The sequence below is a fragment of the Terrisporobacter glycolicus ATCC 14880 = DSM 1288 genome, from assembly GCF_036812735.1.
Lineage (GTDB): Bacteria > Bacillota > Clostridia > Peptostreptococcales > Peptostreptococcaceae > Terrisporobacter > Terrisporobacter glycolicus.
Genome location: NZ_CP117523.1, coordinates 2,178,566 through 2,202,024 on the forward strand (window position 1 = coordinate 2,178,566; position 23,459 = coordinate 2,202,024).

At 27.1% G+C, this 23,459-nt stretch carries 29 protein-coding genes and 1 riboswitch; of the genes, 3 read left to right on the top strand and 26 right to left on the bottom strand.

Annotated elements, in window-relative coordinates; all coding sequences use genetic code 11:
• Positions 1-222 precede the first annotated feature (222 nt).
• From TEGL_RS10775 to TEGL_RS10810, 8 genes are all read right to left on the bottom strand, one after another.
• Positions 223-813 carry a hypothetical protein gene (locus tag TEGL_RS10775; RefSeq protein WP_018590740.1) on the bottom strand — a complete coding sequence of 197 codons (591 nt, stop codon included), beginning with the start codon at positions 811-813 and terminating at the stop codon, positions 223-225.
• 305 nt (positions 814-1,118) lie between these two features.
• Complete coding sequence (locus tag TEGL_RS10780) at positions 1,119-1,610, bottom strand: hypothetical protein (RefSeq protein ID WP_018590739.1); 492 nt, start codon at positions 1,608-1,610, stop codon at positions 1,119-1,121.
• Between the two features lie 73 nt (positions 1,611-1,683).
• The gene (locus TEGL_RS10785; RefSeq protein ID WP_018590738.1) at positions 1,684-2,490 is read right to left on the bottom strand and encodes a DUF1835 domain-containing protein; all 807 of its coding nucleotides are present in this window, start codon (positions 2,488-2,490) and stop codon (positions 1,684-1,686) included.
• Between the two features lie 47 nt (positions 2,491-2,537).
• Positions 2,538-2,705 (bottom strand): hypothetical protein, encoded by a 168-nt coding sequence (locus TEGL_RS10790; RefSeq protein WP_018590737.1) that lies wholly within the window; start codon positions 2,703-2,705, stop codon positions 2,538-2,540.
• A 263-nt stretch (positions 2,706-2,968) separates the two neighbouring features.
• The gene (gene arsB, locus TEGL_RS10795; protein ID WP_018590736.1) at positions 2,969-4,030 is read right to left on the bottom strand and encodes an ACR3 family arsenite efflux transporter; all 1,062 of its coding nucleotides are present in this window, start codon (positions 4,028-4,030) and stop codon (positions 2,969-2,971) included.
• A gap of 112 nt (positions 4,031-4,142) precedes the next feature.
• Entirely contained in the window at positions 4,143-4,901 is a 759-nt protein-coding gene (gene arsM / locus TEGL_RS10800; RefSeq protein WP_154650640.1) for an arsenite methyltransferase, read from the bottom strand.
• A gap of 47 nt (positions 4,902-4,948) precedes the next feature.
• On the bottom strand, positions 4,949-5,692 hold the full coding sequence (locus tag TEGL_RS10805; RefSeq protein WP_018590733.1) for a metallophosphoesterase family protein: 744 nt from the start codon (positions 5,690-5,692) through the stop codon (positions 4,949-4,951).
• Between the two features lie 12 nt (positions 5,693-5,704).
• Complete coding sequence (locus tag TEGL_RS10810) at positions 5,705-6,079, bottom strand: ArsR/SmtB family transcription factor (protein WP_018590732.1); 375 nt, start codon at positions 6,077-6,079, stop codon at positions 5,705-5,707.
• 193 nt (positions 6,080-6,272) lie between these two features.
• Between TEGL_RS10810 and TEGL_RS10815 the strand changes: the two genes are divergently transcribed.
• Positions 6,273-6,545: an ArsR/SmtB family transcription factor gene (locus TEGL_RS10815; protein ID WP_018590731.1), complete on the top strand. Its 273-nt coding sequence runs from the start codon at positions 6,273-6,275 to the stop codon at positions 6,543-6,545.
• Positions 6,546-6,674: 129 nt separating this feature from the next.
• Here the strand turns inward: TEGL_RS10815 and murJ are convergent, their stop codons facing one another.
• The 9 genes from murJ to TEGL_RS10860 form a co-directional block, all read right to left on the bottom strand.
• Positions 6,675-8,222 carry a murein biosynthesis integral membrane protein MurJ gene (murJ, locus tag TEGL_RS10820; RefSeq protein WP_018590730.1) on the bottom strand — a complete coding sequence of 516 codons (1,548 nt, stop codon included), beginning with the start codon at positions 8,220-8,222 and terminating at the stop codon, positions 6,675-6,677.
• Between the two features lie 18 nt (positions 8,223-8,240).
• The gene (locus TEGL_RS10825) at positions 8,241-8,834 is read right to left on the bottom strand and encodes a DedA family protein (protein WP_018590729.1); all 594 of its coding nucleotides are present in this window, start codon (positions 8,832-8,834) and stop codon (positions 8,241-8,243) included.
• Positions 8,835-9,049: 215 nt separating this feature from the next.
• Positions 9,050-10,255, bottom strand: a complete 1,206-nt coding sequence (locus TEGL_RS10830) for an MFS transporter (RefSeq protein ID WP_033316447.1) — start codon at positions 10,253-10,255, stop codon at positions 9,050-9,052.
• Between the two features lie 63 nt (positions 10,256-10,318).
• Complete coding sequence (locus TEGL_RS10835) at positions 10,319-11,566, bottom strand: S41 family peptidase (protein WP_018590727.1); 1,248 nt, start codon at positions 11,564-11,566, stop codon at positions 10,319-10,321.
• A gap of 302 nt (positions 11,567-11,868) precedes the next feature.
• The gene (locus TEGL_RS10840; protein WP_018590725.1) at positions 11,869-12,234 is read right to left on the bottom strand and encodes a hypothetical protein; all 366 of its coding nucleotides are present in this window, start codon (positions 12,232-12,234) and stop codon (positions 11,869-11,871) included.
• Between the two features lie 72 nt (positions 12,235-12,306).
• Entirely contained in the window at positions 12,307-12,516 is a 210-nt protein-coding gene (locus tag TEGL_RS10845; RefSeq protein ID WP_018590724.1) for a helix-turn-helix transcriptional regulator, read from the bottom strand.
• Between the two features lie 6 nt (positions 12,517-12,522).
• On the bottom strand, positions 12,523-12,837 hold the full coding sequence (locus TEGL_RS10850; protein ID WP_018590723.1) for a DUF6442 family protein: 315 nt from the start codon (positions 12,835-12,837) through the stop codon (positions 12,523-12,525).
• Positions 12,838-12,981: 144 nt separating this feature from the next.
• Positions 12,982-13,407, bottom strand: a complete 426-nt coding sequence (locus TEGL_RS10855) for a DUF4275 family protein (RefSeq protein WP_018590722.1) — start codon at positions 13,405-13,407, stop codon at positions 12,982-12,984.
• 74 nt (positions 13,408-13,481) lie between these two features.
• Entirely contained in the window at positions 13,482-14,429 is a 948-nt protein-coding gene (locus tag TEGL_RS10860) for a DUF3997 domain-containing protein (protein WP_018590721.1), read from the bottom strand.
• 249 nt (positions 14,430-14,678) lie between these two features.
• Here TEGL_RS10860 and TEGL_RS10865 point away from each other — a divergent pair, with 249 nt between their 5' ends.
• Entirely contained in the window at positions 14,679-15,371 is a 693-nt protein-coding gene (locus TEGL_RS10865; RefSeq protein WP_018590720.1) for an SHOCT domain-containing protein, read from the top strand.
• A 405-nt stretch (positions 15,372-15,776) separates the two neighbouring features.
• Here the strand turns inward: TEGL_RS10865 and TEGL_RS10870 are convergent, their stop codons facing one another.
• The 5 genes from TEGL_RS10870 to TEGL_RS10890 form a co-directional block, all read right to left on the bottom strand.
• Positions 15,777-16,589 carry a hypothetical protein gene (locus TEGL_RS10870; RefSeq protein WP_018590719.1) on the bottom strand — a complete coding sequence of 271 codons (813 nt, stop codon included), beginning with the start codon at positions 16,587-16,589 and terminating at the stop codon, positions 15,777-15,779.
• A 152-nt stretch (positions 16,590-16,741) separates the two neighbouring features.
• Complete coding sequence (locus TEGL_RS10875; RefSeq protein WP_018590718.1) at positions 16,742-17,281, bottom strand: DUF7010 family protein; 540 nt, start codon at positions 17,279-17,281, stop codon at positions 16,742-16,744.
• A gap of 427 nt (positions 17,282-17,708) precedes the next feature.
• Complete coding sequence (locus TEGL_RS10880; RefSeq protein WP_018590717.1) at positions 17,709-18,209, bottom strand: GNAT family N-acetyltransferase; 501 nt, start codon at positions 18,207-18,209, stop codon at positions 17,709-17,711.
• Between the two features lie 76 nt (positions 18,210-18,285).
• The gene (locus tag TEGL_RS10885; RefSeq protein WP_018590716.1) at positions 18,286-18,765 is read right to left on the bottom strand and encodes a GNAT family N-acetyltransferase; all 480 of its coding nucleotides are present in this window, start codon (positions 18,763-18,765) and stop codon (positions 18,286-18,288) included.
• Positions 18,766-18,792: 27 nt separating this feature from the next.
• Entirely contained in the window at positions 18,793-19,218 is a 426-nt protein-coding gene (locus TEGL_RS10890; protein ID WP_018590715.1) for a VOC family protein, read from the bottom strand.
• Positions 19,219-19,410: 192 nt separating this feature from the next.
• Between TEGL_RS10890 and TEGL_RS10895 the strand changes: the two genes are divergently transcribed.
• The gene (locus TEGL_RS10895; RefSeq protein ID WP_018590714.1) at positions 19,411-20,088 is read left to right on the top strand and encodes a manganese catalase family protein; all 678 of its coding nucleotides are present in this window, start codon (positions 19,411-19,413) and stop codon (positions 20,086-20,088) included.
• Between the two features lie 169 nt (positions 20,089-20,257).
• On the opposite strand, the gene TEGL_RS10900 is transcribed toward TEGL_RS10895, so the two are convergent.
• The 4 genes from TEGL_RS10900 to TEGL_RS10915 all read right to left on the bottom strand — a co-directional run bounded on the left by TEGL_RS10900 (position 20,258) and on the right by TEGL_RS10915 (position 23,233).
• Positions 20,258-20,581: a hypothetical protein gene (locus TEGL_RS10900; protein ID WP_018590713.1), complete on the bottom strand. Its 324-nt coding sequence runs from the start codon at positions 20,579-20,581 to the stop codon at positions 20,258-20,260.
• Between the two features lie 4 nt (positions 20,582-20,585).
• Positions 20,586-20,786: a helix-turn-helix transcriptional regulator gene (locus TEGL_RS10905; protein WP_018590712.1), complete on the bottom strand. Its 201-nt coding sequence runs from the start codon at positions 20,784-20,786 to the stop codon at positions 20,586-20,588.
• A 74-nt stretch (positions 20,787-20,860) separates the two neighbouring features.
• A complete protein-coding gene (locus TEGL_RS10910) occupies positions 20,861-22,159 on the bottom strand; it encodes an MATE family efflux transporter (protein ID WP_018590711.1) in 1,299 nt (432 codons plus the stop codon).
• Between the two features lie 60 nt (positions 22,160-22,219).
• Positions 22,220-22,313, bottom strand: a riboswitch (guanidine-I (ykkC/yxkD leader).
• 83 nt (positions 22,314-22,396) lie between these two features.
• The gene (locus TEGL_RS10915) at positions 22,397-23,233 is read right to left on the bottom strand and encodes a CPBP family intramembrane glutamic endopeptidase (RefSeq protein WP_018590710.1); all 837 of its coding nucleotides are present in this window, start codon (positions 23,231-23,233) and stop codon (positions 22,397-22,399) included.
• Positions 23,234-23,459 lie beyond the last annotated feature (226 nt).

Sequence of the window (23,459 nt, forward strand, 5' to 3'; positions counted from 1 at the left end):
TGGAGTCTCATTCCTAGATATTGCATACATTAAATAACAATAATATTCCTTTTTACTTAATTTTGGAAAAGTATCTAGAATACTAGAAAAAGTGTATCCCCTGCTATACTTTCAAATATATCATAGGCTTTACTGTATAGTCCATCTTTAATTAATAATCTATTTTTCATCTTTTCACCCATCCATTGCCTATTTTAAAAACTTTATCTTTAACATATGTAGTTACTTCAATAATTTAATTTTTTCACTATCTATAACTATTTCTTCTGCTAATACATTACATTCAAATATATCTCCTGCTTCAAAATAAATATTATAATCCTCTTCATGTTTTTGTTGGAATTTATTTTTCAAAATAATTCTTCTTTTATTGGAGCTATTATAATTTTTATTAAGTACTTTTATAGAAAATCCCTGTAGCATTAATCCATTTTCATCCACAGAATTATAAATAAATGGGTGATTCCAATTTATTTTTTTAATATTCAATATTTCAACTTCATTAATAGTATTTTTTAACTGAGTAAACCCTTTAATATAAATAGAGTTTTTTAATGTATTAAAATTTATTTCTTCAACACTTTGAAAATAAATTATCTCTTTTCCATCAGCTAAGTCCATATTAATATTTGCTCCTTTAGTAGCAAAATAGATCCCCCATAAAAATGACGTTATTATGGTAACAATAAGTAAAAATATTGATAATCTAATTACATGTATATAGTTTACATTTTGCTGTATCAACTCTAAGACTATACCCCCACACAAGGTAAAGCTCATGAATGTTAATAATATCGGTCTTTTATTTTCCATTAACGTCTCCTTTAATTTGATATATATTTATTATTTTTGTTCATTTATTTTGTCTGAGTCTTTTGATTGATAGGTATTAAAGGTTGTTTATTCTAATAATAAGTACCTTTGAGTTTTCTGATTTGTCATTATGCCACTTTCTATTATAATATCAGTATCTTTAATTGGTATACGCTTATGATTTTTATCATAAGATCCATATTTAACTACTTGTTTTGTATCTATTATATGGTATAAGTATATAGTATTAAACGCAGAATTGGCACACCCTCATGACTATATCAACGGGGTGTGCCAATTAAACTCTAACTAACTACATTCATGTTATCCAACATGGACTGCACTTTTTTAATCTTGTAAGGATTTACATACTGCGGATTAAGTGTTAATACTATTTTGTCCATTTTTTTCAAATGTAAAACAAATTTTATTTCTCTTAACTTCACAGGAGTATTGGGAGTATGTCTAATAAAGGGAAACTTTTTTTCGTCTTTATCTTTCATCTCTTCTATTCCTTGTAAATCATAATCGATCTCTGTTTTTAATATATCTTCTATATAAACTTTGTTTTTGTAATCACAAAAACTATATTGCATATAATCATCTATTATTGCTATATATCCATTATTTATAAAATCCACATATTTGATTTCTCCTATTTTCCCCAATTCATCTTTTATTGAATTTTCATAAGCTAACCTTTCTTTAACATTATCCTTTCTATTAAAGTCTTTGGCTTGAACTAATGTTACAATAAAAGCTACAAATAATAATAAACTCGTTAAAACTAATACCATTTTTTTACCCCTTTACCAATTATTTACTTATATAGTAAACCTTTAATCTTTCAATTTCAACGTCATAGTTAATCTAAATATTTGAAATTGTTCTTTCATATTTGTTATCAGAATCTTCTACTATTCTAATTTTGTTATTGTCTATCATATAATCAATTCTTGATGCATACCACCAATCCTCAACACCTAATGGATAGTACCCTAAGATTTCACCAATTAATCCAACTTCTTTTATATGTTTAAACTTAAGATGTTTGTAAATTAAGTGATCATAAAAATCTATTGGAACTCCTATCAAACGCCCATTTACTACTGCTCTCAAAGGGCTGTTGTCTTCTACAAGCTCTAACCAGTTATTAGCAAACATTATTTTTTCTATTTTGGACATCTTTTTTTCATATTTAATAAGTTCACCAAATTTTTCAGGTATAACTTCTCCCCATTTTTCATATGCCATAACCGCATCCTGTATTTGTATATACTCAGGTAACTTTACAGTAAATATTTCATTGGAAATATCTTTTAATATATTACATACGTAATAAAAACCACTCATAGCATATGGAGCATTGCTGTACCAAATTCTAATGGACTCTCCTTCTAATGCATACTTTATAAGCTTATCATGTTCTTTTATATATTTTCTTCCTATCTGTTTAACTTCTTCTAAGCTTTCTTCAGTATAATCGTAAACATTTTGTGCATACATATCAAAAATAAGTTCATCTCTATAAGGGCTATCTATATTTTCTCTAATATCACCAATATCTAACATTAAAGCAAGACAAATAACTTTATCGGTGCTTCCTGAAATAACTCCTTCTTCTATTGCTGCTTCCATCGATGCTGCTTCACTTTCTCCAAATAAAACTTCTATCATAAATTTCTCCTCTTTAGTAATTTAAATACCACATATAGTATAAATTTTTATTTGTTAACTTTAATTGCTATTATGGCATAAATAAGTAAAATTATTAAAGCAGTTACATTTATAATGGCTTGGAGATTGGATTTATCAAGAAAAAAGTTTGTAATAAATACAATTCCAGTAATTATAATTAAAAAGTTATAGCTATTGAAAAAAAACTTTTTCATAGAATACCTCCATATATTTATATATTCTAATTTTGTAACTACCATTTTTTGGATTTAACTCCTAATCTCATTATACATTAAATATAAATAAACTTATCTTAAGATTTCTTATAGTAATTAAATCAAGATTTATAATATTTTTGTAGTAAAAATTAACTATTTTAAAATGCTTATTTTAATCATAAAATAAGTAATATAAAGAAAAGGTGTGTATCCTTTAAATTAGATACACACCCTTTTTAAAATCCTATATGAATTTTTTATTAAGAAAAATTCTTTTTAGTTTTATTAGCTATCCATACAAGGCAAAGCATTACTGGAACTTCAACAAGTACTCCAACAACAGTAGCTAGTGCTGCTCCTGAATTAAGTCCAAATAAACTAATAGCCACTGCAACTGCCAGTTCAAAGAAGTTACTAGCACCAATCATACCAGCTGGGGCTGCTACATCATGTGGTAACTTCCATACCTTACACCATCCATATGCTAAAAAGAATATAAAGAATGTTTGTATTGTAAGAGGTATAGCAATTAATCCTATGTGAACTGGATTATCTATTATCTTTTGTCCTTGGAAAGCAAATAGTATTACTAATGTTAATAATAATCCAACTACTGTTATCCCACTAAATTTGGCTAAAAATACATTTTCAAAATAATCTAATCCTTTTTTCTTTATTATCATAGTTCTAGAAAAATATCCTGCAACAAATGGTATTATTACAAATAATACAACTGATAGTAATAATGTATCCATTGGAACAGCTACATTAGTTACACCAAGTAAAAATGCCACAATTGGAGCAAAGGCTATTAATAATATAAGATCATTAACTGCTACTTGAACTAATGTATATGCAGGATTTCCTTTTGTTAAATGACTCCACACAAATACCATTGCCGTACAAGGGGCTGCACCAAGCAGTACTGCTCCTGCCAAATATTCTTTTGCCAAATCAGCTGGAATTATATTTTTAAATACTATCATTAAAAAGAAATACGCTATTGCATACATAGTAAAAGGTTTAATTAACCAGTTAGTTCCACAAGTTACAATTAAGCCTTTCTTTTGTTTTGTAGCATCTTTTATGGCTGAAAAATCTATTTTTAACATCATAGGATAAATCATCAACCAAATTAATATTGCTACAGGTATGGACACTTGGGCATAAGTAAACTTATCTAAGGTTTGTGGAATTTGTGGTAAATATACACCAATCAGAACTCCTACTACTATACATAGTGCCACCCAAATTGTTAGATATTTTTCAAATAAACCAAGTCCGCCCTCTTTATAGCTTTCATCAATATTTTTATTACTCATAATTTCCCTCCTTGTTATATAATCATATTCAAATATATGAATATGATGTTTTAAAATTATACTAAGAACAAAGTAAGTCCCTTTATCCTTAGTTGATATATAATTTCATAATTTATTTAGTAGCTGTAACTGATGCAGACATAATATATTCGCCAACCTTTAAGTTGTGTCCCCACTTAGCTTCATATTCTTTAGACACAGGCTTTACATCTATATTTATATTTTTAAATCCTGATTTTTCTAAATAATTTTCCAACTCTTCAACTGAAGAGGCACCTGTAACTCAGCCACAATACAGCTTTTCATCTTGTTTCATTTCACAAGTTAACTCTTTCATAAGCACTATATCTGATATAGAAACCCTCCCACCAGGTTTTAATACACGATAAGCTTCATCGTATACTCTTTGTTTATTTGGAGATAAGTTTATTACACAATTTGATATAATTATATCTACAACATTATCAGCAACAGGTAAATTTTCTATTTCACCAAGTCTAAAATCCACGTTAGTATAATTATTGTCTATTGCATTTTTTCTTGCTTGTGTTAACATTTCTGGTGTCATATCTACACCAATTACAAATCCATTTTTTCCCACTTTTTTTGATGAAAGAAAACAATCAAATCCTGCTCCACTACCTAAGTCTAGAACAGTTTCTCCTTCTTTTATATTTGCTATAAGATGAGGGTTTCCACAGCCAAGACCAAGGTTAGAATTTTCTGGAACAACATCTAGTTCTTCCTCTGAATATCCAATACTCTTTGAAATATCTTCTCCACAACATCCAAGTTTTGACTCTTTAGTTACTATTTTTTTATAACTGTCTCTAACAGTATTTCTAATATCATTTTTATTAAAATCATTCATTTTATATTTACCTCCTCTATTAAGTTTCCTAATTAAATAAAATCTTTTTACTTTGCGCTACCTTTTCTCAAAAGACCTGCAAAGCTATTTGGTAGTATTTCATTTTCTTCAATTTCTTTAGCTGCTATTTCATAATCATAATTTACCTCTACTATTTCAACATTAATTGTAGAAGGTGTTTTATTTATTTCATCACCATTTTTAATATCTATTATTACATAATTGGCTTCAGGCTTATTAGTTTTAGGCTTTCCCACACTGCCTGCATTTACTAGTAGTTTTTGTCCATACTGTTTAAAATAAGGTATATGAGTGTGACCACAAACTAAAATATCTTCTTTTATTTCACTCATTACTTCCTCTGCTTCTTTGGAGTTTTCTTTTAAATATTCATTTATTAGCCTAGTACTTCCATGAACAAATCTTATAGTTTTGTTGTTAAATGTAAGAATTAGTTCCTTTGGCAAATTTCTTAAATATGCTTTATTTTCATCACTAGTTTTTTCTAAAGTAAAAGTCATGGATGCACTGGCTTTTTGTGCATCTTTAGGATCTGGATAATCACAACCACAAACCAGTCTATAATTTCCTATGGCGTCATCATAGTTGCCCATTATTGATAACACTTTATTTTTTCTTATGGTATTTATAACTTCATTTGGTCTAGTAGCATAACCTACCAAATCCCCTGTACATACAATCAAATCAACATTTCTTTTTTCAATATCTTTTAATACTGCATCAAGGGCGTAAATATTGCTATGTATATCTGATATAACTCCTATTTTCATCGATTATTCTCCTTATCTCATGCCTTCTTGATTTTTTACTTTCTCTATAGATTCACAACACATTCCTTCATTTTTCAATTTTATTAGATTTTCATAATCATTGTTTAGTTTCTCTATATTGCATAATTCTTTTTCAATAATATCTTTTAGAAACTTGTGCTCATTAATTGTTTCTTCATTTATTTTGTAGTAAACATATTTAGCTTCTTTGTAGTAATTAACTAACTTGGCATTCATCAATTTGTTCAAATGCCTAGACGCATTTGATTGCGAAATTCCTAAAACTACTTCTATTTCACAAACACATAAGTCACCATGACTTAAGATGTTTATTATCCTCAGTCTTGTATCATCACCAAGAGCTTTTAACATTTGTATTAATTCCACTGTGTCACCTCTTTTATATAATCATATTCACTTATACTCATATGATATGTTATCAGTAAAGATTTGTAAACTGATTTTCTTAAAATATATCAATTTTTTTTGATTTAATAATTATATTTTGTCCATATTAATAATAAATATTTTTATTAGTTTCAAATAATTTGATATAATAATTAATAATGGAGGTATTAATATGGTAAATTTCGAATTAATCTTTAAATCATTATCTGATCCTATCAGATTACAAATATTAAAAAAACTATACTCTGAGGAAAGTGTCTGTGTTTGCAAGTTAGTAGATATGTTTGATATATCTCAATCAAAACTTTCATATCACTTAAAAATGCTACTTTCTGTAAACCTTATAAGTAAAACTTCCATGGGAAAATGGAATTATTATTCTGTTAACAAAGATAGTTTATCAAGAGTTTTAACTTATGAAGTAATTCAAAAATTATTTTTATAGAAAGATATTAAATCAATTTTTTTTGATATAATAAATATAAAAAAGAATATCCATTATGGATATTCTTTTTTGTATTTTATCTTAAATTCATTTAAACTTTTCTTGTATAACTTAATTATCTGAGCTACTTTAAATTTTTTTAATCTTTTCTTTTACTTTATCTATAATTAAATTAACTTCATCTACCTTAAGAACAATTATACTAAGTCCATATACAATTGCTCCTGCACCTGCAGATAAGGCTAAAGTAAGTCCTTCCTTTATAAATCCATTTCCTAGTATATTTCCTAAAAACTTATATACAAATAATGTAACTATAGACATTATTACAGCTGAAAGTATTGATTTTAACATTACTACCAATATTGATTTTCCTCCAAATTGGCCAATCTTTTTTCTAAGACTAATAAATAGTAATGCTATAGTAATAAGGGCTGATATACTAGTTGCAAAGGCAAGTCCAGCCAACTGCATATTTGTGAACTTTACAAAGAGTATGTTTAATACTATATTTACAAACATGGCAATTATACCATTTATCATAGGTGTTTTTGTATCTTGTAGAGAATAAAATACCTTTCCTAATATATCTCTAAGACCAAATCCTATCATCCCAATAGAGTAAAATACTAAAGCAATTGCTGTCATCTCAGTTGCCCTTGCATCAAACTCACCCCTTTCAAAAAGAAGTTTAACTATAGGATTTGCTAGTATTATTGCACCTACAGATATTGGTATAACCAATAGAGAAACAGTATTGACTGACTTTACTATTGATTTATTAAACTCTTCCTTATTATCTTCTGTTGATAGTTTAGATAGTACAGGATATATTACAGATGAGATTGATACTATAAATATACCCATAACAAATTGATTAAGTTTTGTTGCATAATTTAATGCAGATATACTTCCTGCTACTAAAGTTGATGCTATTGTTCTATCTACTATGGAGTTTATTTGGTTAACGGCAACACCTATTAATACAGGTGCTATTAGCCATATCATCTTTTTCATTTGTTCATCTTTAAAATTGACATAGGGTCTATATCTATATCCTTTTTTCATGGCAAAAGGAAGTTGAAATAAAAATTGAAGTAATAAACCTATAAGCGCACCCCAAGGTAGTAAATTTGAATCTACTTTTGCACTAATTATTATACTTGCAATTATTAAAATATTGTATGGTATTGGCATAAGCCCTGGTATTATAAAATTATCATTTACTTGTAAATAAGCCATCATTATGTAACTCATACCTAAAAATGCCATTCCAAGAGTCATTACTCTCGTAAAGTATATAGCTTGTTTAAAGGTTTCACCTTCGAATCCTACTGCAAATAATTTTACAATTTGTGGAGTAAATATAACCCCTATTATTGAAATTACTATACATATCAATACTACTATATTAAATACATTATTTGTATATTTTTTTGCACCATCTTCTCCCAAATTTGATTTTACATCACAATAAATTGGAATAAATGCAGTTCCTAGTGAAGTACCTATAGCTGTAAATATTACAGCTGGAATATTCATTGCTACTAAGAAAGCATCACTTGTACCCGATGCTCCATAAACTGATGCTAGTGTTAATTCTCTACCAAATCCAAGTATTTTGGCCAACAAAATGGCTATCATAAGACCTAGAGCTGCTTTTGCTACTTTTGACATATATTTTCTCCTATTAATTTATCTTATTTTTTTCTTTTTTCTATAAAATATTACTATTACTATAGCTAGTAATGTCCCCACTATTAATGAATAATTTTTAACCATATAAGCAATTAAAGATAAATTATCTCCAAAAATATAACCTAAAAATATTAGTATAGTATTCCATACGCTTATACCTATAGTTGAGTATAATATGAAAATACTTATATTCATTTTATTTATTCCTGCAGGAATAGATATCACTGTTCTTGCTACAGGAACTACCCTTGCTATCATAACAGATATTTTTCCGTATTTATTCATCCACCACATGGATGATCTAATGGAAGGCTGTGTTTTAGGATATTTTTTCATCATATATTTTAATAGAGGCTTTCCAAAATACAAGCCTATTAAATAATTTGTAATACTGCCAACTATTCCTCCAAAAACTGACACCATAAGAGCTAAAGCAAAGTTAATATTTCCCCTAGCTATCATTATGCCTATAAATGGCAATACTATCTCACTCGGTAGTGGAAAATTTGCATATTCAAGCATAACTACTAAAAATATACTTATTAATCCATATTGCTCAATTAGATTTTCTGCTAATATGTTAAAATCCAAATCTTACCCTCCTAAAATTTATGTAATTTCTCCCCTTATACTAATTTAAATCATTTGAATGAAAGTAATATGAAAAAAAGATTAAGATTTCCTTAAATTAAAGTAAACAAATAAAAAGTGTCTATCTTTTTAGTGAGATAAACACATTTTTAAATTACTTATATATAATTGTACTTTTTCAATAAAACTATCTAATAAATCATATTCTGTTCCTATTAATCATTAACATTTTTTAGATTTTTAATCAAAAGCATTCCCACAGCACCAGTTATGCAAACTGCCGTAATTATCATCCAAGCCACAAATATACCACAGGCATCTATTACATCTCCCATTATCATGGGTCCAAGAGCATACCCTGCACCAGATATCATGGGGAAAATCGAACTTATCCTTCCCCTATGAGATGGGGGTGTATTATTTGCAATAAAGGCTTGAGCATTTGTTGCTATAAGAACCTCACCAATAGTTAAAGCCAATGTGGCAGCAAAAAAAGATATTTTATAATATGCAAAGGCGTATATAATAAAACTCAATCCGTATAACATTCCACCTGCACTCATAATATTCAAAGTTCTGTATTTTTTAGTAAAATAAGTTAATATAGGTGTAAAAGTTATTACTATAAGACCATTAAATCCACCTAAAAAACCATAAAGCCTAGCTCCACCATCATTAAACAATTCACCTAACTGAATAGGTAGTGTAAATACCCATTGACTATATGCAAATTGAAATAACAACATCATTAATGGAAATAAAAAAAGTATGGGTCTTTTTAAAATAACACTTAATGTTGATTTTTCTAAATCTTCTTCTTCAAAGTCTAGTACAACTTCCTTTTGTTTATTTGGTTCTTTTACATAAAATATAATTAATAAAAGTGCAACTACAGTTGTTAGCGCATCACCTATAAAAATCAAAGACAAATAATCTTTGTACAAAAAACCTCCAATTATAGGCCCTATGGAAAATCCTATGTTTACACCCATATATAATAATGAATAAGAACTCTTTCTATTACTTTCATTTGTTAAATCTGCATTTAAAGCATCGTAGGCAGGCATTGAGATAGAATAAAAACAAGAAGATAATATCATAAATTTAGCCGTTGTGATTGAAAGTGGAATTATTCCACAAATTATTAGCATTATAATTCCCATTGTCTGAAATATGGTTATTACTTTTTTTCTTCCTATGGTATCTGTTAATTTTCCTCCCATTATTATACATGGAACTTGACATACGGCCATAAAAGTAACAAATTCCCCAGCTTCTCCTGCACTCATTCCCAATTTCTGTGTTAATATTAAGGACATTAAAGGTTGAACAAATGCACCTAGTGCATTAACTATTTTCCCTAAAAACAATATGTAGATTTCCCTCGGTAGGCCTTTGTAGGTACTTAATAGGTTTTTCATCTTACCACCCACTTATTTTCTAATCTTACTATTAAGTTTAGTTTATACGTGGCTTCCATACAATTATTTTTCTTCAAGTTCCAATACTTTTTTAATACATTTATCATGCTCAAATGTATTAACCCAAGGATTTTCAACAAAATAATCTGGCTTTGTTTTAAACTCTTCGTTACAAGTTCCATCAGATGTTACTCCCATATCTTTGGAAAATCTAAATACATAGCCACTATTAGGCAACATTCCAAGAAGTGGGTCAGAGCCGATTCCATCTCCACCTGTTGTTTCACCTATAAGTGTGGCAAATCCTGATTCTTTTGCAAAGGATGCAAGTATTTCAGATGATGAATAAACGCCTTTATCAACTAATAAATATATACTTCTTTTAAAATTTATAGATTCTTCACTTGGCTCCATTTTTATAGTATTTTTGCAATAATATTTGAAATCTTTCTTAACTTCTGGAGGTAAATTAGTTAAAGGTTTTGTATTTAAATCTTTTACTTCACCAAAATCATTTTCATATTTTAATTTTGATTTTTTTATAAAATTATTTATCAAATCTCCATCTTTCCAAAAACAATATGTTGTTTGTGTATAGGACTTGTTTATTAACTTTGGTAGCAAATAAAACATCCAGTAGCCACTATCTCCTCCACCATTTCCTCTTATATCAATAACCATTGCTTCGTAGTCCTTACATTTATCTAAATATTCATCAATTAATTCAATATCCATATTCATGTTATAATAACTTATCATTTGAGGTATGCGAATATAGCCTATCTTCCCTTCCTCAATATCTTTAACAGATGCATTTTTCACACCTTTTATTTCTCCATTTTTTCCTTCATCTACAACTGCTATTTTTTGATTTTTATCAACATTGTATCTAGCTAAGGCTTTTCTGTTGTTTATTACTGGTAGTTGTACTTTTTTCTGCCAACCTTTGCTCATAGTATAAACCTCTCTAAAAAATTTAAATTGTTTAGAATCTGTAATCATATTAGTATGCCCGTTGTTTAATTCACTGAGCATATCATCTAAAACCATTAAAAACTCATCATCTGTCTCAGTATTTTTTATTTTTTGCAAATATTCTTCTTTTTTACTTAGCCAATCCACATTGTTCAATCTTTTGTTCACTTCTAAAAAAGGATAATTTTCTTTTATTGTATTGTATAAATAATTAAAGTCCTCTATCTTTCTTTCCTCCGTTAATAATATGTCTGTACCTATTTTACTGTTATAGATTAAAAGTCCACTGCCAATTAATATTAAAAATACTATTGCAAACTTTTTTAATCCTTTCACTTTATCCCCCCTATTTTAATTGTTCTTTTATATATAAAAACAATAATATACAATAAAGATTGTAGCATATCCCCTGTTTCATAATCATTAATTTTCCCATATTTAATTTCAAAAAAAATAAGAACTGTTTTAAATTTACTCCTATTTACCCAAACCGAAAGAAAAACATCATTTACACATTCTTCAATAACATTTGTCATCATATAATTTCAAATTTTATTAAGTTTATTATTATTGACCCTTGTAAATATTATATTACTGCACAAAAAAAGTAGCTCATTTTGAACTACTTTATATAAATATTAATCTCTTTCACTTATATCATTTGTAATTAAATATTTTGAAATATACATAGCTTTTATAATTTTTGTCAGCCTAGTATGATTTCCTGTACCTTCCACTGCTTTTATCTTTGCTTTTTCACACTTACTTATAATTGACGTAACTGGAGCTATGGATTTTTCAAGATCTTCCTTTGTATATTTATCTTTAATATTTTCTTCTTCTATTAATGATTTTGATATATATAATGCTTTTATCCTATTTTTAAGAAGTGTATGTTGTGATGTTCCTTCTTCAAATTTGGGATGCATTTTTTCACAGTTTTTTATAGTTGAAGTTACAACATTTAGTGCTTCTTTTAATTCTTCTTTTGTATATTTATCCATATTATTTCACCTCAAATTCCTACATATTTATGCTTACTTATAATATCATAATATATATTGGAATTCATCATACTAATCAAAATAAAACAATTCTTCAAATTTTTTATCAAGCGCTATACATAAAATTAATGCTAACTTTGCAGTAGGATTAAACTGCCCTGTTTCAATAGAGCTAATTGTATTTCTTGAAACACCAACCATTTCTGCAAGTTGACTTTGGGAAAGTTTCTTTTCCCCACGAAATTCTTTTAAACGGTTTTTTAATATTAATTCTTCATTCATGTTTAATTACCTCACTGATACTAAAATAAAGCCTATTAATGAAGCAATAGATACTATTCCAGCAGCTATGGTAGTTACAAGGTATACTTTTTTATGAGTAAATTGATACTTTGGAATTGCTTCAGCAGCTATAAATATCCAAAATAATGAAGATACTGCATAACTTTTCTCTCCCATAAAAGAATTAAATAGCACTATAAAAACAAATACAAGACAAAAAGCAGTAAAACCTATCTTACGGCCTTTATTTTCAACGTATTCTATACCTTCATCTTTGTTTGAATTACGACTTTTCATTAATATCTCTTCTTTTTTATACATCTTTATACCCCTCCTGCTACATTTTATGCCAAGTAAACTTGGTAATTAAATAATAACAGTGCCAAGTTTTATTGTCAACCATTTTTGCAAATAAAACTTGGCATTACTTTTTATCATAAAAAATTACTCTATTATTTTAATTGTTTACAACTTGCAAAAATAAGGTCCCAGCCAACCTCTTTCATGAGTATTTACATAAGTCCATCTAAAGTATTTATCTACTATATATATATCATCCTCTTTATTAAAATCTTTTGCCCTAACTTTATCCCCATCAAAAACCTCAAAAACTTTATTTTCATATTCAGATAAATAATCATAATCATAATCATCAAAGAAAATATAATATCCTCTTTTCCTCAATTCATCAAATGCTTTTCTTGCCTCATCACCTTCTAAACAATCTCTTTTCTCATTAGAAAATACATGCCATAAATAGCTATCCATGCCTATTTCATCTATTCTTTCTCTTTCTGTTAAATGTCCTGCAAATACTTCTATCCATTTATCTTCAATCTCTTCTAAATTATCTAAAGCTTGAAAATTAATATTTTTATAAAACAGTACCATAATTAACCCCCTAAATATAATTAATATTTCCCATTATATAACTATCTCCCACTTAACTAATTAAAAATTTTTACCTAAAATGATATTGAAAAATAAACAAAATACGGGATGTTAAATATAGCAAATAATAATGCTATTTTTTTTATTTGTTTTTCATCTATATATTTGTTTTTATATACTTCTTTTAAAGAAAATCTACCAACAAATAAATAATTCATTATGCCTATTAGCATTATAAGTATTAATAAAAAACTCAAAGAATATATGTTATCAAAAGGATTTGTTGCAATGGCTAATGATTCTTTTATTATAAAATATATTGTTTTATTTAAATTTTCAAATTCATCAATAAACATAGGAATACTCATTATAAGAATAGCAATCAATTGTGATAACCAAGTTGAAAAACATATTTTAACACTGGATAGTTTATAGATATTCTTTATTTCTTTCAAATTCATTTTCATTACTTTTAAAATAATAGCTAATATTATTGAATTAAAAATAAAATTAAATGGCAATACTAACAACCATAAAAGAGGAAATATACCAAAAATTTCAATCAATAAAATCTTTTCTGGTAGAATATGATCTTGTTCATATTCATCTAAGTCTTTAAGTTCTATGCTTGACGGTATATTTAATTTATTCTTTTCTTTATTAAATTCAGTATTTGTCAAAGGTCCATATTTAACTACTTCCTTAGTATCTACTATGTAATATACATTTAAATTAGTCTTTGCAACTATATATCTATTTTCATCATGTCCTACTTTCACTATATACTCATTATCCACATTGTCTTCATCAAGCTCTTTAAATTCTTGTTCACTATCTACTGAATGTATTTGTATCCCATCAAAATCACCTTCTTCAGGATAAATACTTATATCTTCTGCTGAGCTTCGAATTACTCTATATCCATTTATTAGCTCTATTTTATAATCCCCTAGACCTGCACATCCTACCATAATTAAACCCATCAATAAAACACTTATTAATTTCAAAGTCTTTTTTACCATATATTACTCCCCCATCTACAAATTCCTATTATTGTTATAATTGCAAAGCTAGTTAACATAGTGTTGATATTAGAAAAAATTTTAATAACAAAAATCAGGAATATACCTATTGATATACCACTATTTTTCTCATTGCATTATCTAAAATGTAAATGATGTTATCTATAATCGTCAAGCACAAGTCTAGTTTTTTATGTGAAGCATTGATATAATACATGTAGTTACATTTGCATAAGGAGGAGTCAGTGAATGCTTGGATGGATTATAATAATATTTGGCCTATATAAAATTATAGGCGATGCAAATTTTGGGGGAGGTCTTATAATTATAGTATTTGGGATATTTTGTCTTGCAAGAGAAAACGATATAGAAGAAACTAAAAAAGAATCAACTATTGATAGAAGCAAAGATATTCTTGATGAAATTGGTGGCTATAATAATATAGATATTAACTTAAGCAAATATTGCGATGAAGGTCAGTTGATTGTCCTTAAAAATAAAAAAGTCTGTATTGGTTGGAATAATTTTGAAACAAAAAAACTTATAGATTTTAACTCTATTGTTAAGCTAGAAATTAAGGTTAATAATATAACTATAGGAAATACAAATGACGGTTCTAGACGTGAATTCAAAGAAATTATTGAGTCAATAAATGTATATATTCATACAAATGAATCTACAGAAGAACTAGTTTTCAAATATTTAGCCTATGATATTGATGAATCTCAAGAAAACTATAATGAAATATTAAAAGGATTAAAGCGATTTGAAATAATGCTAGAGGATACTTCACATTTAGATTCCTCTGATAGAACAAATAACATAAATATTAATGAAAATTCTGTTCCTAAGCAAATCAAGGAATATAAAGAGTTGTTAGATATGAATGCAATAACTCTAGAAGAATTTGAAATGAAAAAGAAAGAGCTTTTAAATAATTAAAAAATAAGGACTATTGCATAAACAATTAAGAATTGTTCTGCGATAGTCCTTTTTGTTTGCATCAGACTTATATTGCGTACTTATTTTTTATTATAGATATATATCTTTGCTTACCATCGTATTTACTGTTTTCAATACCATATTTTTATATGATAAAAGCACTTAATAAATTTATTTACTAAGTGCTTTTATTATTACAAACTATTAAAATTGTGATTTAAAAAATAGCAGTAAAAAATAACGAATTTACGATTATCAATGTTATCATAATCGTAGATAGTATTTTACCAACCTTTGAGCCAAAATCGTACTTAAATTTATAGACAAAAATTACATTTAAATAGTGTGTACATGAACACATGAAATAATCATAGTATTTACTTTTCATTGTATTAAAATTATTCATTATTTAAAAAACATATTTGTAATTTTAACTTGTGCTGAAAAACTATCAACAGGTTCATGTATAGTAATCGATAATTTTTCACCCTTATCATTCAATAATTCTTCTAAAAAAATATTCTTTGTAAATAAGACATTACCTTCGGCTTCACTTTTGGTATATGAAGCACCAATATTTTTTTTGGAACTATCTATATAATCAACAGTCAAACTTTCCTTACCCTTTTCATAAATATCACGTGATACTTCTACATCATTGTTATAAATATTTTTATAAGTATGTGAATCTGGTTTTATGCCAATGTTTTTTTCAATATCTTCCAATGACATATTGTTTTTAGTAGCCATATTTTTAGCAATATCATTGTATATATTAAGCATATTAGAATCTTTATTATCTACAATATTACATACTTCTTCAGATAAATTTATATCATTTGTTTGCAAAGATATTCTAAATCTATTTGCATCATCAATTCCTTCATATGATAAATTTATTAAATTTGATTCAGTTTTACAACTATAGCTAACCTTATTTACTGTTTTATCCTCATTAGAATTATAATAAATTAATAGGGTCTCATTATCATTGCTATCATTAAAAGCATATATACATGTTCCACTATCTTGTTCATAGTTATATTCTTGTAATGATTCTTTTATGGTTTCAACTTTCACCACATCATTATTTTCTATTTTTTGAACCACATCAAAATATACATCTTTTATAGATTCTATTTTATCTTCTTTTTGCTGTGAGCATCCTATAGTTAATATACATGTAAGTAATGTGAATACTATTATTATCTTCCTCATATTCTTCCACCCCTTTTTAGTAAAATACTAATTCAAAATAACTGTATACATTGCTTTTCATAGTACTTTAATTTTATTTCAATAAACATTATATAACTATTGTTCATTTCCCCCTATTTTACGAATTTCTAGTTATATATCAAAGAGATGAATTATAAACCTAGCTTTAGCTTTTTATTTTCAAAAATTAAACATACGCAAAAAATTATTTCAAACAATGTTATCATAGTAGCAAGTATAACTGGTTTAAAATTAAGACCTACAAGCAATGCTGATATTGGAATAATAACAGATAAAACAAAATATGTTTTGGATTTGTACAACCAACCAAAAGGCATAAGATGAGCACCAAAAATTATTGCCATAACCATTAACATTTTGTCTGGTATGGTAGGATATATCCACATGGGAATAAGTAAGTATACTATTTGATTTACTGAAAATAATACCCCTAAACTTGTCAAAGGATTTTCCTTATTTTGAAAATCCACTTTAATTACTTTTGAAATAGCATATGAAATTGGTAATAATGGTGCTGTACAAATAAATGTAAATAAATTTTTAGTCAAGATGTTCATTGATGACATATGTACAAGTAAAATTGCCCCCCATATAATAACTGAGGCCATAATAATATGAAGCCCTCTCTTTTGCTTTATTGCACAGTCCAACCTTAATTCATCTAAATTCATTTTCTCCTCCTAAATATCTATTTTTTTAATACATAATTTAAAACCACATTTATACTTTTATTCATATTAATTATAGCCTAACATAATAAAAATTTCAGATTTTGATTTTAATGATATTTAATATTCCACTACAAATAACTCTATCCTAGCTTTATAATATTTACTAAGATAGAGTTATTTAAAATTTATTAATATTTCATATTTTACCCTAAATGTATAACCAGCTATGTTATATATGCCTTTTTAAACTTACTCATTCTATCTGGAGCTTAATTTATTTTTATAATCCTTACTTAATTACAATTTTACTATATATATAGTAACACTTTCTAAAACACCATTTTCAAACTATTTGTAATCAATTCAAAAAAGGATAGAAAGATAACTCAATAGTTTCCTCTATCCTTTTATAACAACATTTTTAACTTTACTTTTTTAATAATTTATCATAGCAATAGAATGGTTTTTCTTTTCCTAGAAAACTCATTTCTCCAACAAGATTAAAGCCACATTTTTTAAATAAAGAATTCATTTTTGTATTTATTGAATAAGTATCTGTTTTTAAATATACAACATTATTTTTTAAGGCTAATTCTTCTGCAAAATTCATTAACTTTGTAGCTACTCCCTGCTGTCTATAATTAGGATTAACTGCCATTCTGTGTATTACCATGGCTTTATCTTTAGATTCCCAACTTAAATCTTCGTATTCTATTGGCTCTATATAGTTAACGCAGATAAACCCTTTTATTTGACCATCTTCATCTTGCACATATAAATCTCCACTTTCTACGTCTTCTGTAAAATCTATAGCTTGAGGATAGTTTTCATCCCACTGAGTATTATTGTAAGTTTTCATTTCTTCCACTGTTGATTTTATTATATCCATTATATTATTTACATCATTTAAACTAGCTTTTCTTATCATATTAAATTCTCCCTCTTACCTTTTTTTATCTTTCCAATCTTCTTCTATATTTTTGTTTTCTTCTTCAATTATCAAGTTATATACTTTTATACATTTTTATAGCATTTAGCTTATATCCATTCCAATATAAATTTATTTTTTCATTAGCTACAAATCCCTGCTTTTCCCAAAACCTAAGAACATTTTCTTCATAATCATATACCACATCAATTCTAACACTACTAACCTTCTTAGATTTAAATATTTTTTCCAACTGATTGTATACTCTTCCTCCTATTCCATTTCCCCTATGTTTAGCATCAATCATTAGCAAGGATAAATATACTTCATTTTCGATTTTAAAATCACATACTCCCACTATTTCTCCTGGATTATTTTTTACTATTAAAGAATCAAAACCATGATTTTTCATTTCTTCAATTTCTTTAAGTATAAAGTCTTTCGTCACCCTAGATATGCCCATATGATTTTGTAAAAAAATTTTATTAGAGTTGTATATATTAACTACCACATCAACATAATCGTCTTCCATTTTATGAAATGTGTACTTGTTCATTTCAGTACCCCCAGCACTATTTAGTAATTAGTATTTTACTCTTTTAAACATTGGATGATTTTCTTTAAACTGAACTAAATCCCATAAGTTTCCGTACAAATCTTTAAATACAGCAACAGTTCCATAATCCTGTTCTTTAGGATCTCTAACAAAATCTATGCCTAACTTTATCATTTCATTATAATCACGCCAAAAATCATCAGTTCCTAAGAAGAGAAAAACTCTCCCCCCAGCTTGATTTCCTATAAAATGCTCTTGTTCTTCTTTTGATGCTCTTGCAAGTAAAATTGTCGTACCATTTGAACCAGGTGGAGATACTACGACCCATCTTTTATCTTGCTCCGGTTGGTACGTATCTTCTACTAATGTAAAATGAAGTTTTTTTGTGTAAAATTCTATTGCTTCATCATAATCTTTTACAACTAAAGCAATATGCACTATTGATTGAATCATTTTCTAATCCTCCTTATTAGACTATAAATAACAAATAAATTATTTCTCTAATTATATATTATATTAAAATAATTATTTTTTCAGATTAAGTTAATATTTTAATATAAACTTAATCTTTTCCATTAATTAAAAGAATACAAAGCAAAGTACAGGAAAAAATAAGACTAATTATAATAAAGGAGGTAAATTATTTTGTTTAAACATGATAAAGCATTGTTACATGAAGTAAAAGTAGAAAAACCTAACCCTCAATATGCAGTTCTAATGCAAGAACAATTAGGTGGAGGTAATGGAGAATTAAAAGCTGCTATGCAGTATATGGCTCAAAGTTTTAGAATAAAGGATCCAGAAATCAAAGATTTATTCTTGGATATAGCATCAGAAGAACTTAGCCATATGGAAATGGTAGCCCAAACTATAAATCTACTAAACGGTCATGATGTTGACTATAAAGCAGTTGAATCAGGTGAGGTTGAAACCCATGTATTAACAGGACTATCTCCTGTATTAATAAACTCATCAGGAGCACCATGGACAGCAGATTACGTAACTGTAACAGGTGACTTAGTTGCTGATTTATTATCCAATATAGCATCAGAGCAAAGAGCTAAAGTTGTTTATGAATATCTTTATAGACAAATAGAAGATAAATATGTAAGAGAAACAATAGATTTCTTACTAAACAGAGAGGAAGCCCATAATGCATTATTTAGAGATGCTCTTAACAAAGTTAAAGATACAGGTTCTAATAAGAGTTTTGGGGTAACTGAAGATTCAAAAATATACTTTGATTTATCTACACCAGGACCTAACCACGATAGCAAAATGAATATTACTCCACCATCATTTGAAGATCCAATAAAAAAATAGAAAATTAGTAGAAGAATGTATTTAATTTAATTAAGTAGAACTTCTACATATTAGATATAAAAATTGTATATTTGTAAATTAAAAATAGCAACTACTTTGGTCTCTCCCGAAATAGTTGCTATTTATAATTTAGCTATAGTATTATCTAATCACAATGTATTTCTTTCAGTTATAATTGATTATCGAAATATTTTAGCGAAAATAATTCTATAGCATTTCGTAATCCGATAAAACATAACACATAAGTAAATACACGATTCAAAGTAAGGGTTATGTCAATATTAGAAAATAGCAATATGGTTTCTCCAATAGCTAAAAATACTATCAAGATATAGTTTGAAAAATTCGCTGCATTATTAGCTTTGTTTTGAATTAACTGCCAACGTTCGTCTTTTTTGTAATCAATTTCTTTTTTAGCCTTCCACATATAAAGAAAAATAGTAATTCCAGTACTAAGAATTATAAAAATTGAAATAATAATTTGTCCATTCATTATTTTAATCCTCCTCGTATTCAAAAACTTTATTTATTGAAATATCAAAAACCTTTGCGATTTTAAAAGCTAATTCTAAAGATGGTGTATATTTATACTTCTCAATTGATATAACCGCTTGACGAGAGATACCTACCTTTGCAGCTAAGTCAGCTTGTGTCCAATCACGTTCAGCTCTCAAAACTTTAATTCGATTGTGTATCAAAGTATTACCTCCTTGACAAAATGTAATCTGTTGTTTACATTTTAAATTGTAATCTGTTGTTTACATTTTGTCAACTAAAAGATACTTTTCATCTTAATTAAAAACATACTGTTTATAGCAAACACCACTAATTCAGTTATTACAAAGGCATACCAAATACCATCCATTTTAAATATAGAGCTTAAAAGTAAAACAGTAGGAATAAGGATTAAAGTACTTCTTAAAATAGATATAATCATGCCTTGTTTTGCATTTGATATGGAACTAAAAAATGCAGAAGACACTATATTAATTCCTGCAAATAAATACCCTAAAAAGTATATTTTCATTCCTTGTGATGCTATAATCATAAGTTTCATGTTGTTTTCACTATTAAATATAGCCACTATTTGATTTGTAAAAATATAAACAATTGTATAAATTAAAATCGCGAATATTATAGTAGTTGTCATAGAATATCGCAAAATACGATTTACTAACGTCATATCTCCTCTACCATAATACTCACTAGACAGGGGCTGAATCCCCTGAGATATTCCTGTAAATATGGAAGTAGCAATAAGTGCCACATTTGCTACTATACCATATGCTGCTACACCTGTGTTTCCATCAATTCTTAGTATTATTAAATTAAATGTTATTAAAGATATTGCTGATGTAAGCTCTCCAATAAGTGATGAAAGTCCTAATGTCATAATATGATATATCTTTGAAAATAATATTTTACTTTTTACAAAATGAATGTTTTGATTTTTCTGAGTAAAATGTATTGATAATATACATAAACTTATTATTGGAGAAAGTGATGTTGCAAGTGCTGCTCCAAAAATCCCCATTGAAAAAGGAAACATAAAAACATAATCTAAAATTATATTTGCCAAACTACTAGTAAGCATGGCTATCATTGATAACTTTGGATTATTGTCATTACGAATAAAAGCCAGCAAAATATTGTTACAAATAAAAAATGGTGCAAATAACATTATGGTAGTCAAATAAGTCTTTGTAAGTGAAAGTGTTGCTTCATCTGCACCTAGCAATGTACTTAATTCTTTTGCAAAGAAAGCCCCTAACAATACAAATATAATAGACATTACTCCACCCAAATATAATGACTGAGTAAATGATGTATTATTACTAATATTTTGTTGTTCATTAATTGAATAATCTGTTGCACCACCAATACCTATCATCAGACCAATCCCCTGAATAATACTAAAAACAGGTATTGAAAAATTCAGCGATGCAAGACCTACAGTTCCAAGGGCCTTTGAAACAAACAATGTGTCTGCAAGAATATAACATGAAATACCTATCATTCCCATAACATTTAAACTAACATACTTCATAAATTTAACTTTTAATTTTTCCATTAAATTATGCCTCCTTGAAAATAGTAATAAAAAAAAAGCCACAGGGATATTATTAAAAATATCTCCCAGGCTTTTATCCTTCCGTGTACACAATTGCTGCGCGTTTTCTCTCGGACCAGCCAGCACAAACTGCGGAACCCTAGAAAACTAAAATATAAAATTGAATTATAGTGGAATTCTATCACAATATTAATATTAAATCAAATATATTTTTTAGTATATTAATATTAAGAAAAACTATGAAATTTTTAATTTGCCTCTATTTGTTTTTAAATACTGCTTATTTCCAATAATAAATCTAATAAATATTATTAATGTTATAACTGTTAAAATTGTGCCTATAACAAAGTTCATTTTAATATCAAAACTTGTTATAACACTCACCTTCTCATTTAAACTCCCCTTGAAATAACTTATACTTGTAAAAATTCCCGATAATAAATTATTTACAACATGAACAGTAATTGGAACTAGTAAGTTATTATATTTTACGTATAATAAACAACATGCCACACCAAAGACTATAGCTCCTAATACACCTAAAAACTCATGACCAATACCAAAAATGGAAGATGATATAATTGCAGAAATAATAAAGCTAAATCTCATATTTAATCTTTTAAAAACAATTCTTCTAAAAATTATTTCCTCTAAAAGAGGTGCTATTATTACTATAGAAATCAGGAATATTAACAATTCTTTATTATTAATCGGATTTCCAAAAGTATCATTAACCACCTCTAAGGCTTTATTTTTATCAGTAATTGATACAAATCCTAAACTTAGATTAGAAAGGCCTATGGATAAAAATATCTGAGTTGCTACTACTATTATTATTTCTTTTATACTAGCAACTTTTTTAAAATTATTAAATCTTTCTTTTGCTAATTTTACACCTACTCTACCTGATATTAAAGTAACTAGTAATACTGATAAAGATAAAACAAATGACAATTGTAAATCATTCATTTCTGGTATACCTTTTAAAAATGAATATAATATTACTCCAAATGTAACTAAAAATGTTGTTCCAAGGTAAATCAAAATCATTTGCCAAATTTTAATTTCTTTCATTATTTTCCCCCTATGCCTCTTCCTTTTAAAATAATTTCTTTAAGTTACCCTCACTACATAATTTTACTATAGAGTATATTCTCATTACTACTTTATTAATACATCTTAAGATAATTTATTCTTATAATTTATGTCCAATAATAAAAAGGATAGTATAATAACTTTTAAAATTTAAGTTATCACAACTATCCTTTTATTTGTAACCGTTTACATTTATGGGTCTATC

What these genes read in the sequence shown, in the direction of transcription:
- TEGL_RS10855 (WP_018590722.1), bottom strand. Translation starts at nt 13,407, where the DNA reads ATGGTACTGTTTTATAAAAATATTAATTTTCAAGCTTTAGATAATTTA.
- TEGL_RS10865 (WP_018590720.1), top strand. Translation starts at nt 14,679, where the DNA reads ATGCTTGGATGGATTATAATAATATTTGGCCTATATAAAATTATAGGC.
- TEGL_RS10790 (WP_018590737.1), bottom strand. Translation starts at nt 2,705, where the DNA reads ATGAAAAAGTTTTTTTTCAATAGCTATAACTTTTTAATTATAATTACT.
- TEGL_RS10860 (WP_018590721.1), bottom strand. Translation starts at nt 14,429, where the DNA reads ATGGTAAAAAAGACTTTGAAATTAATAAGTGTTTTATTGATGGGTTTA.
- TEGL_RS10900 (WP_018590713.1), bottom strand. Translation starts at nt 20,581, where the DNA reads ATGAATGGACAAATTATTATTTCAATTTTTATAATTCTTAGTACTGGA.
- TEGL_RS10875 (WP_018590718.1), bottom strand. Translation starts at nt 17,281, where the DNA reads ATGAATTTAGATGAATTAAGGTTGGACTGTGCAATAAAGCAAAAGAGA.
- TEGL_RS10775 (WP_018590740.1), bottom strand. Translation starts at nt 813, where the DNA reads ATGGAAAATAAAAGACCGATATTATTAACATTCATGAGCTTTACCTTG.
- TEGL_RS10845 (WP_018590724.1), bottom strand. Translation starts at nt 12,516, where the DNA reads ATGAATGAAGAATTAATATTAAAAAACCGTTTAAAAGAATTTCGTGGG.
- TEGL_RS10830 (WP_033316447.1), bottom strand. Translation starts at nt 10,255, where the DNA reads ATGAAAAACCTATTAAGTACCTACAAAGGCCTACCGAGGGAAATCTAC.
- TEGL_RS10880 (WP_018590717.1), bottom strand. Translation starts at nt 18,209, where the DNA reads ATGATAAGAAAAGCTAGTTTAAATGATGTAAATAATATAATGGATATA.
- TEGL_RS10840 (WP_018590725.1), bottom strand. Translation starts at nt 12,234, where the DNA reads ATGGATAAATATACAAAAGAAGAATTAAAAGAAGCACTAAATGTTGTA.
- TEGL_RS10780 (WP_018590739.1), bottom strand. Translation starts at nt 1,610, where the DNA reads ATGGTATTAGTTTTAACGAGTTTATTATTATTTGTAGCTTTTATTGTA.
- murJ (WP_018590730.1), bottom strand. Translation starts at nt 8,222, where the DNA reads ATGTCAAAAGTAGCAAAAGCAGCTCTAGGTCTTATGATAGCCATTTTG.
- TEGL_RS10805 (WP_018590733.1), bottom strand. Translation starts at nt 5,692, where the DNA reads ATGAAAATAGGAGTTATATCAGATATACATAGCAATATTTACGCCCTT.
- TEGL_RS10915 (WP_018590710.1), bottom strand. Translation starts at nt 23,233, where the DNA reads ATGAAAGAAATTAAAATTTGGCAAATGATTTTGATTTACCTTGGAACA.
- TEGL_RS10870 (WP_018590719.1), bottom strand. Translation starts at nt 16,589, where the DNA reads ATGAGGAAGATAATAATAGTATTCACATTACTTACATGTATATTAACT.
- TEGL_RS10885 (WP_018590716.1), bottom strand. Translation starts at nt 18,765, where the DNA reads ATGAACAAGTACACATTTCATAAAATGGAAGACGATTATGTTGATGTG.
- TEGL_RS10850 (WP_018590723.1), bottom strand. Translation starts at nt 12,837, where the DNA reads ATGTATAAAAAAGAAGAGATATTAATGAAAAGTCGTAATTCAAACAAA.
- arsB (WP_018590736.1), bottom strand. Translation starts at nt 4,030, where the DNA reads ATGAGTAATAAAAATATTGATGAAAGCTATAAAGAGGGCGGACTTGGT.
- TEGL_RS10815 (WP_018590731.1), top strand. Translation starts at nt 6,273, where the DNA reads ATGGTAAATTTCGAATTAATCTTTAAATCATTATCTGATCCTATCAGA.
- TEGL_RS10910 (WP_018590711.1), bottom strand. Translation starts at nt 22,159, where the DNA reads ATGGAAAAATTAAAAGTTAAATTTATGAAGTATGTTAGTTTAAATGTT.
- TEGL_RS10890 (WP_018590715.1), bottom strand. Translation starts at nt 19,218, where the DNA reads ATGATTCAATCAATAGTGCATATTGCTTTAGTTGTAAAAGATTATGAT.
- TEGL_RS10785 (WP_018590738.1), bottom strand. Translation starts at nt 2,490, where the DNA reads ATGATAGAAGTTTTATTTGGAGAAAGTGAAGCAGCATCGATGGAAGCA.